This is a genomic window from Microbacterium trichothecenolyticum, from assembly GCF_030818955.1.
GTDB classification, from domain to species: domain Bacteria; phylum Actinomycetota; class Actinomycetes; order Actinomycetales; family Microbacteriaceae; genus Microbacterium; species Microbacterium trichothecenolyticum_B.
In genome coordinates, this window is record NZ_JAUTBF010000001.1 from 2,151,790 (window position 1) to 2,167,030 (window position 15,241).

Here is a 15,241-nt window from a genome sequence, read left to right on the forward strand (position 1 = left end):
TGGGCGGGTTGTGCACCCAGCGTAGCGACGGCGTCCGACACGCGTCGCGCGTTCGTCAGTTCGCCGGGCCCTCGCCGCCCGCGGCGACCGGCGGCAGCCCACGCTTCGCGCGCTCCTGCGCCTCGATGCGGGCGTAGGCCTTGCGCTCGGTGCGATCCATGCGGATGACGTTGCGGAGGATGAAGAAGAAGACCACCGACACGACGAGGGTGGGCAGGAGCGCCCACAGCACCGCGGTCCAGGTGGCATCCATGCACCCAGGATACCCGCGCCGCCGGAACGATCGGCCACGCACCCGTCCTCCCCAGCGCCTCGATCGAGCCGACTGTCCACGATCGAGCCATCTCACGCCGCGCGGTCCACGCGCCCCGGGCCACTCTCGACGCATGACCACCACCGTCGTCCGAGCCTCGTCCTCGTCGTCCTTCCTCGCCCTCGTCCCTCGACTGCTCGAATGCACCCCGCAGCGAAGTCTCGTCATCGTTCCCTTCGGGCACGGGCGCTCCCTCGGCGCCCTGCGCGTCGACCTCCCGTCCGGATCCACCCCGGCCGAGGTCGAGGGCATCGGCTCCACCGTCATCGGCATGGCCTGCAAGATCGCCCGCACCGACGCGATCGCCCTCGCCGTGTACACCGAAGACCAGGTCGCGGGGCAGTCCCCGCTGCCTCACCGCGCGGTGGTCGACACCGTCATCGCCCGGGCCGACATCTGCGGGTTGCGCATCGTCGACGCCCTCGTGGTCGGCCCCGATGCGTGGAACAGCTACCTCGACCCGTCTTCGGCCGCCGGCCGTCCACTCGCCGAGATCGGGGCCGGTGTCGTCGATGTGCCCGGGCCTCCCGTGGCCGCCGATCAATTCTCGGCCGCGGCATTGCCCGACGTCGATGCCGAGTTGGCCCGCTCGGTGTCGCGCCTGCTCGACGACGTCGATCGGGTTCTCTCGCGCCCCCGGGGCGGCGCCCGCCTCGACGATGAGCGCCGACGCGCCGCCGACGACGTCGTGACCGTGCTCGCCGATCCCCCCGCGCTCCTCGAAGAAGCCGTGCGCGCGAGCCCCGGCGATCTGAGCCCGGCACAGCTCGCCGCGGTCGCCTTCTGCCTCGAGCGCCCCGCCCTGCGCGACGTGGCCCTCATGCAATGGACCGCCGACATCACCGTCGGCGACGCCGTGTTCGAAGCGCAGACCACCTTCGGCGAAGGCTCGCCCTTCCCCGCCGACCTGGCACGACCGATGTGGGGCGAAGGCGCTGCTCCCGACATCGACCGGCTGCGCGACGCGCTGGAGTTGTGTCGCCGGATCGCCGGGCTGCTCCCCCGCGTGCGGCGCCCCGGCACCCTGTCGGCGTGTGCGTGGTTGGCGTGGGCCACCGGACGCTCGTCGCACGCGGGGACCTACGCGCAGGCCGCGATCGAGATCGACAGCACGCACGGGTTGAGCTCGATCGTCATGACCATGCTCGACGCCGGGCGGCTGCCGGAGTGGGTCTTCGAGCCGCCTACTTCACGAGCGGGAAGAGGATCGTCTCGCGGATCCCGAGCCCGGTGATCGCCATGAGCAGGCGGTCGATACCCATGCCCATGCCTCCAGTGGGCGGCATGCCGTGCTCGAGAGCACGCAAGAACTCCTCGTCGACGGGCATGGCCTCATCGTCACCACGCGCGGCGAGCTTGGCCTGCTCCACGAAGCGCTGGCGCTGGATCACGGGGTCGACGAGCTCGGAATACCCGGTCGCCAGCTCGAAGCCGCGCACGTACAGGTCCCACTTCTCCACCACACCGGCGATCGAGCGGTGCTCGCGCACCAGCGGACTGGTGTCGACGGGGAAGTCCATCACGAAGGTCGGGCGGGTGAGACCGCCCTTCACGAAGTGCTCCCACAGCTCTTCGACCCATTTGCCGTGGGTCTCGTGCGGCGGAGCGTCAACGTCGTTCTCGGCACCCAGCGCCCGCAACTCATCGAGCGAGGTGTCGGGGGTGATGGAACGACCAGCCGCTTCCGACAGCGAGTCGTACATCGAGATGCGGTCCCAGTCGCCGCCGAGGTCGTACTCGGTGCCGTCGGCCCACGTCACCTTCGTCGACCCCGCCACCGCGATCGCGGCGTCCTGGATCAGCGTCTGCGTGAGGTCGGCGATGCCGTTGTAGTCGGTGTACGCCTGGTAGGCCTCGAGCATCGCGAACTCGGGGCTGTGGGTGGAGTCGGCGCCTTCGTTGCGGAAGTTGCGGTTGATCTCGTACACCCGGTCGATACCACCGACGACGGCGCGCTTGAGGTAGAGCTCGGGCGCGATGCGCAGGTACAGCTCGGTGTCGAATGCGTTCGAGTGCGTGGTGAAAGGACGCGCGCTGGCGCCACCGTGCTGCACCTGCAGCATGGGTGTCTCGACCTCGACGAAGTCGCGGTCGGTGAAGGTTCGGCGCAGGCTCGCATTGACCTTCGCGCGCGCGAGCACCGTCTCGCGGGCGCGGTCGCGCACGATGAGGTCGAGGAAGCGGCTGCGCACGCGGCTTTCTTCGCTCAGCTCGCTGTGCAGGTTGGGCAGCGGCAGCACCGCCTTCGCCGCGACGCGCCACTCGGCGACCATGATCGACAGTTCGCCGCGGCGGCTCGAGATGACCTCGCCCGAGACGAAGACGTGGTCACCGAGGTCGACCAGCTCCTTCCACGCCTGCAGGGACTCCTCCCCCACGCTCGCGAGCGACACCATCGCCTGGATGCGGCTGCCGTCGCCCGACTGCAAAGACGCGAAGCAGAGCTTGCCCGTGTTGCGGCTGAACACGACGCGACCCGCGACACCGGCGGTCTCGCCGGTCTCGGCGCCGGCCTCGAGCTCCCCGAAACGGGCACGCAGCTCGGGAATGGTCGTGGTGACAGGGACAGCGACCGGATAGGGGCCGCCGGCGGCGTCGGCGCGCTCCGCGAGCAGCCGCTCGCGCTTGGCGAGGCGCACCGCCTTCTGCTCGAAGACCTCGTCTTCGGTGGGTTCGGCGGCGTCGTTCGCGGGCGCGTCGGTCATCAGGGAAGCTCCTCGGGGTCGCGTCCCAGTCTATTCGTCGCGATGGGGGCCGCCGTGGCGCGGAGCCCTCGCCGTCCCGAGCGACGACGGGCACCAGATCGAGAACCTGCCGCGCCGCGGATCTCACATCCGGGTGCGGATCATCCGTCGAGCGGAACGCTGCCGTCGAGAGGATTCCGTCCGGCGCCCTCGATGAGCGCCTGGTCGACGCTGGAGCGCACGAGCGCCGAGAGATACCCACCGGGGTTGTCGACACCCACGCGCGACAACAGGTCGGAGGACTGGCGCACGATGGAGCGCGAGAACTCCGTCGCGGTCGCGATCGCCTCGGCGTACACCTCTCGGTCGGCCTCGGCGACGACGACCGGCTCGCAGCCGAGCTCGACGGCGAGCGCCTGCGCGATCGGCAGCACGGGGGCGGGAGCGGTGACCGCGGCGTACGACTGGGCGAGCTGGCGCAAGTCGATCGACGAGGCACCGGTGAAGACGATCGCCGGGTGGATCGCGAGCGGGATCGCCCCGCGCTGCATCGCCGGATCGAGCACGCGCACGCCGTAGGCGGGGTCGGTGTGCAGCACGAGCTGACCCGGCTGCCAGGCGCCGACGTCGGCGAGGCCCGAGACGAGCCCGGGCAGCTGATCGTGGGGAACGGCGACGATCACCAACTCGCTGCGGCGCACGACCTCGTCGGCGGTGAGCACCGGCAGCCCCGGCAAGATGGCCTCGACGCGGTCGTCGTCGGATCCCGAGGTGATCCCGGTGAGCGCGTGCCCGGCGCCGGCGAGAGCCGCCGCGATGACGGGCCCCACCCGCCCCGCGCCGATGACGCCCACGCCCAGACGCCCGTCGCGTTCGCCGCTCATCCGGCCCACCGATGGCTGCGGTCGCCCGCCGCGGCCGAGATCGTCGCCCGCGAGGTGTTCTCGAACAGGGCGAGGGCGTCGTCGCGGTCGAGCGCGCCCAGCGACGTGTGCACGACACCGGCGATCACGTGCCCCGTGAGCGTCGTTGTGCGCAGCGCACGGGCGAGCGGGCCCTGGCGCAGACCCACCGACTGCAGGCGGGCGAGGGGGATGACGCTGAGCGAACGCCAGACGAATCCGCGGCGCAGCAGCAGAGCGTCGGGCGTGAGCCGTGCGCCGTTGCGGCGCCACGAGAGCGGCCGCAGCAGGCGCGCGCGGCGCGGGGTCGTCACGTAGGGGTCGTCGTCCATCGGACCCAGGATGCCGTCGCGGAAGACGAGTGTCCACTCGGCTCCCGACAGAGTCGGGGCCAGAATCCGCAGCACCCGCTCGACGTCGTCGCGCGTGCCGATCGGCAGCACCGCGGCGAACTGGTCGGTGCTCGTGTCGGTCGACGACCGGCCCGACAGGCGGTTCACCGAGACGCTCCACCACCCGAACGGGCGCCACATCAGCGGCTGACGCACCTCGATGGCGTGCACGCGACCGGGCGGGACGATCTCGGAGACCGTCGTGAAGAGGCCGAACGTCACCCGCACGCCGTCGGCCGTCGGGGCGATGGAATAGCGGAGCCCCCGCGCGATCGAGCGCACGTAGTACGCGCCGAAGGCCAGGAACATCGGCACGACGGTGAACAGCAGCCACAGCGTCGACACCGACGCCGCGATCGCGATGCCGACGACGAAGGCGATGAGCACGAGCGTCGAGCCGCTGAGGACCCGGGATGCCACGAGTCGACCGATCGGGATGCGCACGATGCTCGCAGGCTCTGCGTCGGAGAGGTCCTCGCCGTCGACGATCCCCTGCAGCCCCGAGCCCACCGCCGCCGCGGCATGGCGGACGAGAGAGGACCGCTCATCGGCGGCCGTCCCGGTCTCGGCGAGACGGCGACCGGAGGCGAGGCGGAGGATGTCGCCGCGGATGGCCTCTGCATCCTTGCCCGACAGGTACTCGAGCTTGACGTTGGCGTCGAGACCCGCCCCGACCACCTCGAGTTTCGCCAGCCCCAGCAGGCGCGCGATCATCGGCCGGGTCAGGTTGACCCCTTGCACCCGGTCGAGGGGCGCGCGCCGATGCGTGCGGAAGAGCACGCCCGAGCGCACCTCGACGTCGTCGTCGCCGATCCGCAGGGTGTGGAACCGCCACGACAACCGGAAGAGAACGAGCAGCACGACCAGCACCCCGAGCGCCACGCCCCCCGCGATGAGAAGGAGGTTGTTGGCGAAGAGGTAGTCGACCGGGTCGGGGGGCAGGTCGGTGAAGGCGGGGAAGAACAGCTCCAGCAGCCGCTCGCGAAGGTTGGCGACGATGAGCCCCACGATGACGACCAGGGTCAGTCCCCCGCGCAGCAGCGGCGTCAGCGGGTGCAGTCGGTGCCATGCGCCGTCGCTGAAGGGCGAGCGCACGAGCGGCCGCCCCGGTGCAGGGCCGGGCGAAGCGGCGGGGCCCGAAGAAGGCGCGGGGCCCGCCGAACTCGCCGCCTGCGGCGGGGGCTCGACGGCCGGCACGGACGCGTCGGCTCCCGCGGGGTCGTCGGGCAGGCGGGGCTCGGTCACAGCCCGGTCCGGCGGGTCTCGGCGACGGCGACGAGCGTGTCGCGCAGGTGCTCCGCGGCCTGCTGGGTGAGACCGGGGATGGTCACCCCGGTCGACGCCGCCGCGGTCACCAGCTTGAGCTGCGCGATGCCGAAGCCACGGTCGAGCGGCCCGTGAGTGATGTCGACGAGTTGCATACGGCCGTACGGCACGGCCACCACGCGCTGCCAGAGGATGCCGCGGCGAAAGACCAGATCGTCGCGGCGCAGCTGGTAGCCGAACGAGCGCGCCTGGCGCGGGGTGATCACGAGGCCGGCCGCCGTGATGAACAGGATCACCCCTGCGGGGATCCACGGCCACGCAAGGCCGGTGACGACCTGGATGCCGATCGCCACGGCCAGCACGACGAGGAACACCGCGCCTTGCGAGATGAGCTGCACCCGCACGTAGGCGCGTGCGAGCTGATGCCAGGTGCCGTCGCCGAGCGGGAGTCGTCCCTCGCCGCGCGGTTCGCGGACACGCGTGAACGTCTGCTCGTCGAGCGGGGTGTCCGCCGTTCCGCCGGGCTCAGGCGCCGACGGGTCCGACGGGGGTGTCTCCGGGGGTGTCGTCATCGTCGTCCTTCCGGATGGTGCAGAGCTGCTCTGCCACGAGACCCGCGACGACGAGGACGACTCCGCACACGACCGTCGCGATGATCGATCCCATCGAGCCTATCGACGGGGTCACTGGGCGGGTGGCCAGGAACGCCAGGAGTCCGGCTCCGAAACCGGTCGCGGCCGCGCCCACGAGCGACGAGGCCTTGGCGAGCATCGCGATGCGCAGCGCCCGGAACGGATCGATGGGTCGTGCGGTGCGTCCGCGGGTCGCGCGGTACACCGGCACCGCGAGCGCCACGATGATCGCCCCGAGCAGGGCGAGGATCGTCGGCAGGCTCGCCGCGGGGGCGAAGGTTGCCCGCCCCATCGCGGTGAGCAGGGTGTCGAGCACGAAACCGCTCACGGCCCCGATGACGAGGGCGATGACGAGAATGCCTGCACCGGTGCGCTTCACGTCGGTCCTCGCAACCCGTCCAACAGATCGGTGACCCGACCGCGGCCGGGGATCTCGGCATCCGGATCCACCTCCGCCCACGGCGCGAGCACGAACTCGCGCTCGTGAGCCCGGGGGTGCGGGACGACGAGGCCGTCGCGGTCGATGGTCTCGTCGCCGTAGGTGATCAGGTCGAGGTCGAGCGTGCGGTCGCCCCACCGCTCGCGACGCACGCGCCCATGCCGCGCCTCGATACGGTGCAGCGACGCCAGCAACTCGGCCGGGGCGAGGCGGGTGCGCAGGAGCGCGACGGCGTTGAGGTAGCGGGGCGCGGCGGTGTTCTCGCCGTCGAGCGTCACCGCGATCGTCTCCAGCGGGGTCGACACCGCGACGATCGAGGTCAGCGGCAAGCGCCCGAGCTCGTCGACGGCCGCCGCGAGGGCCTCGGCACGCTCGCCCAGATTGGCTCCGAGCGCGACCACCGCCGGCACGTCGGACGCGCGGGGGGCGGCGTCGATCCCGTGCGCCAGCCGTACGTTCACGCGCGGCTCCGCTCGATGGTGACCGAGACGTCGCCGAACGGCACGGTGATGGGCGCCTGCGGCTTGTGGACGGTGACGGTGACGGATGCCACCCGCTCGTCGTCCAGGACGTCGTCGGCGATGCGCTGCGCGACAGTCTCGAGCAGATCGACCGGCTCCCCCTCCACCAGGGCGACGATGCGTTCGGCCAGCTCGCCGTAATGCACGGTGTCGGCGACGTCGTCGGTCTCGGCGGCACGTCGCAGCGACAGATGCAGCGTCACATCGACGACGAACTCCTGCCCGTCGCGCCGTTCGTCGGGATACACCCCGTGAAAGCCCACGGCGCGCACCCCCGTCAGCGTGATCCGGTCGGCGACGGTGGTCATGGGGCCTCCCCGGCCTCGGTGAATGCGCGAGCCACGGCGAGCGCGTCGCGTGTGCTCGGAACGTCGTGAACGCGCACGGCCCACGCACCGGCCTGCGCCGACAGCACGCTCGTGACGGCGGTGGCGAGATCCCGTCGGGCGAGATCGGCCTCGCCGCCGAGCACCTCCGTGAGGAACCCCTTGCGGCTCGTGCCCACGAGAACGCGGTACCGCGAGGGCGACGATCTCGGGGACCGCTCGCAGGGTGAGCCAGTTCTGCGAGGCGCGCTTGCCGAAACCGATGCCGGGGTCGACCACGATGCGCTCGGGATGCACCCCGGCCGACAGCGCGGCATCGACGCGCTCTCGCAACTCGGCCGTCACCTCGCGGGCGAGATCGGCGTAGTCGGCGCGGGCGTACATCTCGCGAGACGGCCCGCGCCAATGGCCCAGGGCGATGTCGGCGCCCGTCTCGGCCACGGCCGCGAGCATCTCCGGATCGGCGAGACCCCCCGACACGTCGTTGACGAGTCGCGCCCCCGCGCGCACCGCGGCGACCGCGGTCGCGGCGTTCATCGTGTCGATGCTCACGAGCGCGCCCTCGGATGCCAGCACCTCGACCACCGGCAGAACGCGCTGCTGCTCGATCCGCGGCGCCACCCGCTCGGCACCGGGCCTGGTCGACTCCCCGCCGACGTCGAGCAGATCGGCGCCCTGCGCGCGCAGCGCCCGCGCGTGGGCGATGGCGATATCGGGATCGAGGTAACGCCCGCCGTCGCTGAACGAGTCGGGGGTGACGTTGACGATGCCCATGACGACAGTCACGCGCGCGCTCCGATCAGCGCCACGAGCTCGGCGCGCGCGGCGGGCTCGGCATAGGCGCCGCGCGCGGCGATCGTGACCGTCGACGCGTCGGGCTGGCGACCACCGCGCATCGTGACGCACTCGTGCGAGGCGTCGAGCACGACGAGCACGCCCCGCGCGTCCAGCGCCCCGTCGATCGTGTCGGCGATCTGCTCGCCCAGACGCTCCTGCACCTGCGGGCGCGCGGCGAGCACGTCGATCACGCGCGGCAGCGCGCCGAGGCCCACGACTTCCTCACCGGGGAGGTAGGCGACGTGCGCGCGACCGCGGAACGGCAGTAAGTGGTGCTCGCACATCGAGCGGAACGCGATGTCGCGCAGCATCACCGCACCCGAGGGGAGGGTGTCGGGCGCCGGTCCTCGCGACACCGAGATGGTGCGCTGCAGCGGGGCCGTGGCATCCTGACCTACTCCCCCGAAGAACTCGGCCCAGGACTCCGCCACGCGCGCCGGGGTTTGGCGGAGCCCCGGTCGGTCGGGGTCCTCGCCGATCGCCTCCAGGAGCTCGCGCACCAGAGCGGCGACACGCTCACGATCGACAGCCACGGCGCCTCAGGCGGTGGCCGGGCGCGTGTGTCCGCTCGGACGCTGCTGCGCCGGGGCCGCGGACGTCGATTCCGCCTCGGCGGACGCCGCGATGCCCGCGGGCTGCGCGCGACGCGGCACGTCGACGGGCGGCTGCGTCGAGACCGGACGGTCGCCCGACGACAGCCACTGCGGGCGCGGGGGCAGACGCTTGACGTCGGTGAAGATCTCGGCGAGCTCGTTGTGGTCGAGGGTCTCCTTTTCGAGCAGCGCCAGAGCGAGGCGGTCGAGCACCTCGCGGTTGTCGTTGATGACCTGGTACGCCTCGTTGTGGGCCTGCTCGATCAGCGCGCGCACCTGGGCGTCGACGCGCTCGGCGATGCGCTCCGAGAAGTCGCGGCCGTGACCCATGTCGCGGCCCATGAAGACCTCGCCCGACGACGAGCCGAGCTTGACCGGGCCGACCTCGTTGGTCATTCCGTACTCGGTGACCATCTTGCGGGCGATGCTGGTCGCCTTCTCGATGTCGTTGGACGCACCGGTGGTGGGGTCGTGGAACACGATCTCCTCCGCCACGCGACCGCCCATCGCGTACGTCAGCTGGTCCTGCAGCTCGTTGCGGGTGACGGAGTACTTGTCGTCGAGCGGAAGCACCATCGTGTAGCCCAGTGCCTTGCCGCGCGGCAGGATCGTGACCTTCGTGACGGGGTCGGTGTGGTTCATCGCTGCCGCAGCGAGAGCGTGGCCGCCCTCGTGGTAGGCCGTGATGAGCTTCTCTTTGTCCTTCATCACGCGCGTGCGGCGCTGGGGACCGGCGATGACGCGGTCGATGGCCTCATCGAGGGCGCGGTTGTCGATGAGCTGCGCGTTCGAACGCGCCGTCAGCAGGGCGGCCTCGTTGAGGACGTTCGCCAGGTCGGCGCCGGTGAAGCCGGGCGTCTTGCGCGCGACGACCTCGAGGTCGACCGAGTCCGACAGCGGCTTGCCGCGACCGTGCACCTCGAGGATGCGCTGACGGCCCTTGAGGTCGGGAGCGTCGACGCCGATCTGACGATCGAAGCGGCCCGGGCGCAGGAGAGCGGGGTCGAGGATGTCGGGGCGGTTGGTCGCCGCGATGACGATGACGTTGACCTTCGGGTCGAAGCCGTCCATCTCGACGAGCATCTGGTTGAGCGTCTGCTCGCGCTCGTCGTGACCGCCGCCCATGCCGGCGCCGCGGTGACGGCCGACGGCGTCGATCTCGTCGATGAAGATGATGGCCGGTGAGCTCTCCTTGGCCTGGTTGAACAGGTCGCGCACGCGGCTCGCGCCGACGCCGACGAACATCTCGACGAAGTCCGAACCCGAGATCGAGTAGAACGGCACGCCCGCCTCACCCGCGACGGCGCGCGCAAGCAGGGTCTTGCCGGTTCCGGGAGGGCCGTACAGCAGCACGCCCTTGGGAATGCGCGCGCCGACCTCCTCGAACTTCTTCGGGTCCTTCAGGAACTCCTTGATCTCGTCGAGCTCCTCGATGGCCTCGTCGGATCCCGCGACGTCTTGGAAGGTGACCGTCGGTGTCTCCTTGGTGACGAGCTTGGCGCGCGACTTGCCGAACTGCATCACCTTGCTGCCGCCGCCCTGGGCGCTGGAGAGCAGCCACCAGAACAGCAGGCCGAGCAGCACGAGCGGCAGCATGAGCCCGAGGAACCCGTCGAACCAGCTGGGCTTGGGCACGACGTCGTTGTAGCCGTCCGCCGGGGCGGCGGCGTCGATCGCACTGGCCACCTCGTTCGCGCGGGCCTGACCGTAGTAGAACTGCACGTTCTCGGCGCCCTCGAAGGGCTGCGACAGCGTGAGATCGACGCGCTGGTCGGGATCATTGGTCACCGCCTGGGTGACCGTCCCGCCCTTCAACAGCTGCAGGCCCTCTTGCGTCGAGATCTGACGCGCACCGCTGAGGTTCGAGATGAGCGAGAAACCGATCACCAGAAGCAGACCGACCAGCAGAACGTAGACGATCGGATTACGCGTGATCTTCTTGAAATTCATGGTGGGCGAGCCCAGCCCTTTCGTGATCTCCGCAGAAATGCGGTCGCATCAGGCTAACGCCCGAGGACTATGCCGGGCCTGTGCGTTCGTCATGGGCGTACAACGGCACGAACCGGCCCCCTGCACGCCGCCCTCGATCAGGAGTAGACGTGGGGCGCGAGCACCGCGACGTCGCGGAGGTTCCGGTACTTCTCGGCGTAGTCGAGGCCGTAACCGATGACGAAGTCGTTCGGGATGTCGAAGCCCACGTACCGGCAGTCCACCTCGACCTTCATGGCATCCGGCTTGCGCAGCAGCGCCAGCACCTCGACCGACGCGGCGCCGCGCGACGCGAAGTTCTCCAGCAACCAGCTCAGCGTGAGGCCCGAGTCGATGATGTCCTCGACGATGAGGACGTGCTTGCCGGTGATGTCGGTGTCGAGGTCCTTCCGGATCTGCACGACACCGCTCGAGCGCGTGCTCGCGCCGTACGACGACACCGCCATCCAGTCCATCGTGAGGTGAATGGGCAGGTGACGGGCGAAGTCGGCCATGACCATGACCGCACCCTTGAGCACCCCCACGAGCACGACGTCCTTGCCCGAGTAGTCGGCGACGACCTGCTGCGCCAACGCGGCGAGCTTGTCGTGGATCTGCTCTTCGGTGAGGAGGACTTCGCTGATGTCGTCGGAGATATCGGCCGCGCGCATTGGGAAAGTCTACGTCGAGGGATTCAGGATGCCGCCCGCGCGGCGATCTCGATACGAGCGCCGACGCGACGGGCGAGGCAGCCGGGCAGATCGATCGGGCCCTGCCCGCGCCACTCGGTCGCAAGGCGCGCCACCTCGAGGGTCTGCGAACGCGACAGCGAAACACCGAACTCGCTCTCGACGACATACCGCACGATGCGGTTTCGCAGCGCCGCGGGATTGGCGGCGAGGGCGGCGACCGAGACCGAGATGCCCGCCTCGGCGTGCTCGACGATGTCTTCGATCGTCTCGTCGATCATCTCCTGGAACGCCGCGGCATCCTCCCGAAGCTGCTCGGCGGTGCGGGCGAGGGCCTCGGCGATGCCCGGGCCGAGCTCGGCCTCGAGCACGGGCAGCACACGTTCGCGCACCCGTACACGCGCGAACGCCGGGTCGGCGTTATGAGGATCCGTCCACGGGGAGAGCCCCTCGGCGGCGCAGGCGGCGACGGTCGTCCGCCGGTGCACCGACAGCAGCGGGCGCACCCACAGCGGGCCCGTCGCGTCACGTCGCTCCACCGGCATCCCGGCCAGGCTCAGGGCGCCCGAGCCGCGGGCGAGCCCGAGCAGCACGGTCTCGGCCTGATCGTCGAGCGTGTGGCCGAGCAAGACGACATCGGCCCCGACGTCGTCGGCCGCGCGGGACAGAGCCGCGTACCGCGCCTCGCGGGCCGCTGCCTCGGGACCCTCGCCCGGTGCCACCTCGACACGCACGACCCGGGCATCGAGTCCCAGGCGCCGGGCGGTGTCGGCGGCACGGGACGCGATGGCATCCGACCCCTCCTGCAGACCGTGGTCGATCACGACGGCGTGAGCCGGGATGCCGCGGCGCTCGGCCTCGAAGGCCGTCGCGGCCGCGAGGGCGAGCGAGTCCGGACCCCCGGAGAGGGCGACGACGGCAGACCCATCGACCCTCTCGAGCACCGCGCGCACGGCGCGGCGCACTTCGGCGACGGACGGATCGAGCCCGGGACGGTTCTCCATGCCTCCACGGTATGGCCCGTCGGCCGTGACCCGCGGCTTCCGCGGGGTGAGGCGCTTGTCCGTGCGGACGCGTGCACGACTCCTGCACATCGACGCGTCAGTGGGTCGACGCGCGATGGCACGCCGGCTCTGCAGGAGTTGTGGGGGCGGCGCGCCCCGGCGGCGCCCGGATAGGCTGGGCGCGGAAATCCACAGATCTAAGGAGCACGAGTATGGGCGCGTACGACGCCGTCATCGAGATCCCCCGCGGCAGCCGCGTGAAGTACGAAGTCGACCACGGAACCGGCCGTGTCTACCTCGACCGCATCCTCTACACGGTGTTCGGCTACCCGGCCAACTACGGCTTCTTCGAGAACACCCTCGGCGAAGACGGCGACCCCCTCGACGTGCTCGTGCTGCTGGACCGCGAGCTGCACCCCGGCATCCTCGCGAAGGTGCGCCCCGTCGGCGTGCTCAAGATGAGCGACGAGGCCGGCGGCGACGACAAGGTCGTCGCGGTGCTGGCGAAGGACCCGCGCTGGGACCACATCCAGGACGTCGGCGACATCGACGAGTGGACGAAGAAGGAGATCACCCACTTCTTCGAGCACTACAAGGACCTCGAGCCCAACAAGTGGGTCAAGGTCGACGAGTGGGCGGATGCCGCCGAGGCCGAGCGCCTGGTCAGCGAGGCGTTCACGCGTTTCGACGAGCACGACGCGCAGACCAAGACGCAGGGTTCGGGCGAGGCCCCCAACACGCTCTGATTCCGCCGCGTACGCGAAGAACCCCCGGTCCGAGACCGGGGGTTCTGTCGTATCAGACGTCGATGCCGCGCCAGCGCAACCACGGCGCCGGGTCGGTGGTCCCACCCCACGGGGGGTAGACCTCGAAGTGCAGGTGGCACCCGAACGAGTTGCCGGTCTGGCCCGCAGCGGCGATCTGCTGGCCCGAGTTGACCCACTGACCGTTCGAGACGTAGATGCCGCCGTTGACGATGTGGGCGTACCCGGTGGCCGAGCCATCCGGGTGCTCGATGCGGATGTAGTTGCCGTAGCCGCCGTTGTAGCCGGCGTAGCTCACTCGACCCTCGAAGGCCGCGTAGATCGGCGACCAGCACCCGGCCCCGAAGTCGAGCCCGAGGTGCCACGAACTGGCGCAGTAGCTGCCGTTGCACTGGCTGGAGCGCGGGCCGTAGCCCGAGGTCGTGCCGGCCCAGGACGGACGCGACCAGCCGCCCGGTCCACCGCCGCCGCCGTTGCCGCCACCGCCTCCACCGCCGCTGTCGCCACCACCGCCGCCGCCGTTGTTGCTGTTGTTGTTGGCGCGGTCGCGCTCCTCCTGCTCGCGACGCTCGCGCTCGGCACGGTCGCGCGCCTCGGCCTCTTCGCGGGCCTTGCGCTCGCGCTCTTCCCGCGCCTTGCGCTCGGCCTCGACGCCGGCCTGGTAGTCGGCGACCGTCTTGGCCGTCGTGTCTTGCAGAGCCGCCAGCTGCGCCTCGAGGGTCGCCTGGTTCGCCTGCTGCTCGGCCAGCGCGGCCTGCGCCGCATCGGCGGCCTGCTGGGCGGCCTGCATCTTCTCTTCGGCGATCTTCTGCAGACGGTCGCGCTCGGTGCGGGCATCGCTGGCCTGGTTGCTCAGCTGCTGCGCGGAATCGCGTGCGGTGACGGCGGCGGCGTACACCGAGCGGTTGCGCTCGATGAGCTTGTCCATGGTGCCGAGCTTGGCCAGCAGATCGTCTGCCGTGGCGGCCGAGCCCGAGAAGAACAGGTCGAGCGAGGTGTCATCACCGCCGGAGCGGTAGAGCTGCGCGGCGACCTTGCCGGCTTTGTTCGCCGCGTCGACGGCCTCAGCGGCCTTCGCATCGGCCTGGGTCTGGATCTGCTGCGCCCGATAGTCGGCATCGAAGTAGGCCTGCTGCGCCGCGTAGTACTCATCGGAGCGGGCGACCACCTCGGCTTGCGTACGGGCGACCTCGGATTGCAGACCCTGGATCAGTCCTTGGATACGCGAGATCTCGCCGGCCTTGGCCGCCTCGTTCGCGCGAGCCGCTTCGACGTCGGCCCACGACGGGTAATCGGCCGCGAACGCCGGCGAACCGAGGCTCGGCGCCACCGCGCCGAATGCTCCCACGGCGACCGCACCGAACGCACCCAGTTTGAGCGCGCTGCGTCGATCGAACGACGGCCAGAGACGCCGCCGCTCTTCCGCGGTGGGCGCGCAGCCGCAGTCCTCTGATTCGTCGGGGCGCTCAAGCGTCACGGGAATACCTCATCTCACCGGTTCGCAACTCGGCAACAGTAGCAACACGAGTCACACGAACAACAGGGCGAGTTCCCGCTGTCCCGGCTCATCCTGCGCCCTCGACACGCTCGGGACGCGTACGCCACGCCCTCGATTGGCAATCTCGGAGATTGTGAAGTAGGCTCGGTCGTCGGCAAGCGAGGTTGGAATCGCAAGGTTCCCGGCTCATCCGGCCCCATCGTTTAGCGGCCTAGGACGCCGCCCTTTCACGGCGGTAGCACGGGTTCGAATCCCGTTGGGGTCACTTTCCGGTAATAATTGAATAAGCATGGCCCTGTAGCGCAGTTGGTTAGCGTGCCGCCCTGTCACGGCGGAGGTCGCGGGTTCAAGTCCCGTCAGGGTCGCTCCATAGCGACGGGCCTTCTTTCGAGGAGGCCTTTCGTCTCGGAAGC

General features: G+C 70.5%; 15 protein-coding genes, 2 tRNA genes and 1 pseudogene. 4 read left to right on the plus strand and 14 right to left on the minus strand.

Going from position 1 to position 15,241, the window contains the following annotated elements:
• Nucleotides 1–55: 55 nt before the first annotated feature.
• Nucleotides 56–253, minus strand: coding sequence for a hypothetical protein (locus QE412_RS10295; RefSeq protein ID WP_307483130.1), 198 nt, complete (start codon nt 251–253; stop codon nt 56–58).
• A gap of 133 nt (nt 254–386) precedes the next feature.
• Here QE412_RS10295 and QE412_RS10300 point away from each other — a divergent pair, with 133 nt between their 5' ends.
• Entirely contained in the window at nt 387–1,547 is a 1,161-nt protein-coding gene (locus tag QE412_RS10300) for a DUF4192 family protein (RefSeq protein WP_307483132.1), read from the plus strand.
• Here the strand turns inward: QE412_RS10300 and lysS are convergent.
• From lysS to tilS, 12 genes and pseudogenes are all read right to left on the minus strand, one after another.
• A complete protein-coding gene (gene lysS / locus QE412_RS10305) occupies nt 1,498–3,018 on the minus strand; it encodes a lysine--tRNA ligase (protein ID WP_307483136.1) in 1,521 nt (506 codons plus the stop codon). The two genes, QE412_RS10300 and lysS, sit on opposite strands and share 50 nt — an antisense overlap.
• A gap of 140 nt (nt 3,019–3,158) precedes the next feature.
• A complete protein-coding gene (locus QE412_RS10310; protein ID WP_307483139.1) occupies nt 3,159–3,881 on the minus strand; it encodes a DUF2520 domain-containing protein in 723 nt (240 codons plus the stop codon).
• Entirely contained in the window at nt 3,878–5,536 is a 1,659-nt protein-coding gene (locus tag QE412_RS10315) for a PH domain-containing protein (RefSeq protein ID WP_307483141.1), read from the minus strand. The genes QE412_RS10310 and QE412_RS10315 overlap by 4 nt, the downstream gene beginning before the upstream one ends.
• Nucleotides 5,533–6,129, minus strand: coding sequence for a PH domain-containing protein (locus QE412_RS10320; protein WP_307483143.1), 597 nt, complete (start codon nt 6,127–6,129; stop codon nt 5,533–5,535). The genes QE412_RS10315 and QE412_RS10320 overlap by 4 nt, the downstream gene beginning before the upstream one ends.
• Nucleotides 6,083–6,568, minus strand: coding sequence for a DUF3180 family protein (locus tag QE412_RS10325; protein WP_307483145.1), 486 nt, complete (start codon nt 6,566–6,568; stop codon nt 6,083–6,085). Before QE412_RS10325 ends, QE412_RS10320 begins: the two co-directional genes overlap by 47 nt.
• Entirely contained in the window at nt 6,565–7,089 is a 525-nt protein-coding gene (gene folK / locus QE412_RS10330; RefSeq protein ID WP_307483147.1) for a 2-amino-4-hydroxy-6-hydroxymethyldihydropteridine diphosphokinase, read from the minus strand. The genes QE412_RS10325 and folK overlap by 4 nt, the downstream gene beginning before the upstream one ends.
• Nucleotides 7,086–7,457, minus strand: a complete 372-nt coding sequence (folB, locus tag QE412_RS10335) for a dihydroneopterin aldolase (RefSeq protein WP_307483149.1) — start codon at nt 7,455–7,457, stop codon at nt 7,086–7,088. The genes folK and folB overlap by 4 nt, the downstream gene beginning before the upstream one ends.
• Nucleotides 7,458–7,715: 258 nt before the next feature.
• Nucleotides 7,716–8,249 (minus strand): annotated as a pseudogene (gene folP, locus QE412_RS10340) (dihydropteroate synthase); the annotation flags it as partial.
• An 8-nt stretch (nt 8,250–8,257) separates the two neighbouring features.
• Entirely contained in the window at nt 8,258–8,845 is a 588-nt protein-coding gene (gene folE / locus QE412_RS10345) for a GTP cyclohydrolase I (RefSeq protein WP_307483152.1), read from the minus strand.
• 6 nt (nt 8,846–8,851) lie between these two features.
• Nucleotides 8,852–10,855 (minus strand): ATP-dependent zinc metalloprotease FtsH, encoded by a 2,004-nt coding sequence (ftsH, locus tag QE412_RS10350; protein WP_307483155.1) that lies wholly within the window; start codon nt 10,853–10,855, stop codon nt 8,852–8,854.
• A gap of 137 nt (nt 10,856–10,992) precedes the next feature.
• The gene (gene hpt / locus QE412_RS10355) at nt 10,993–11,544 is read right to left on the minus strand and encodes a hypoxanthine phosphoribosyltransferase (protein ID WP_307483158.1); all 552 of its coding nucleotides are present in this window, start codon (nt 11,542–11,544) and stop codon (nt 10,993–10,995) included.
• 23 nt (nt 11,545–11,567) lie between these two features.
• Nucleotides 11,568–12,566 (minus strand): tRNA lysidine(34) synthetase TilS, encoded by a 999-nt coding sequence (gene tilS, locus QE412_RS10360; RefSeq protein ID WP_307483161.1) that lies wholly within the window; start codon nt 12,564–12,566, stop codon nt 11,568–11,570.
• Between the two features lie 212 nt (nt 12,567–12,778).
• Here tilS and QE412_RS10365 point away from each other — a divergent pair, with 212 nt between their 5' ends.
• Nucleotides 12,779–13,312 carry an inorganic diphosphatase gene (locus tag QE412_RS10365; protein ID WP_275801531.1) on the plus strand — a complete coding sequence of 178 codons (534 nt, stop codon included), beginning with the start codon at nt 12,779–12,781 and terminating at the stop codon, nt 13,310–13,312.
• 52 nt (nt 13,313–13,364) lie between these two features.
• Here QE412_RS10365 and QE412_RS10370 read toward each other — a convergent pair whose 3' ends face one another.
• The gene (locus QE412_RS10370; RefSeq protein ID WP_307483164.1) at nt 13,365–14,807 is read right to left on the minus strand and encodes a M23 family metallopeptidase; all 1,443 of its coding nucleotides are present in this window, start codon (nt 14,805–14,807) and stop codon (nt 13,365–13,367) included.
• Between the two features lie 213 nt (nt 14,808–15,020).
• Here QE412_RS10370 and QE412_RS10375 point away from each other — a divergent pair.
• A tRNA-Glu gene (locus QE412_RS10375) sits at nt 15,021–15,093 on the plus strand.
• Between the two features lie 26 nt (nt 15,094–15,119).
• Nucleotides 15,120–15,193: transfer RNA gene (locus QE412_RS10380), tRNA-Asp, on the plus strand.
• Nucleotides 15,194–15,241 lie beyond the last annotated feature (48 nt).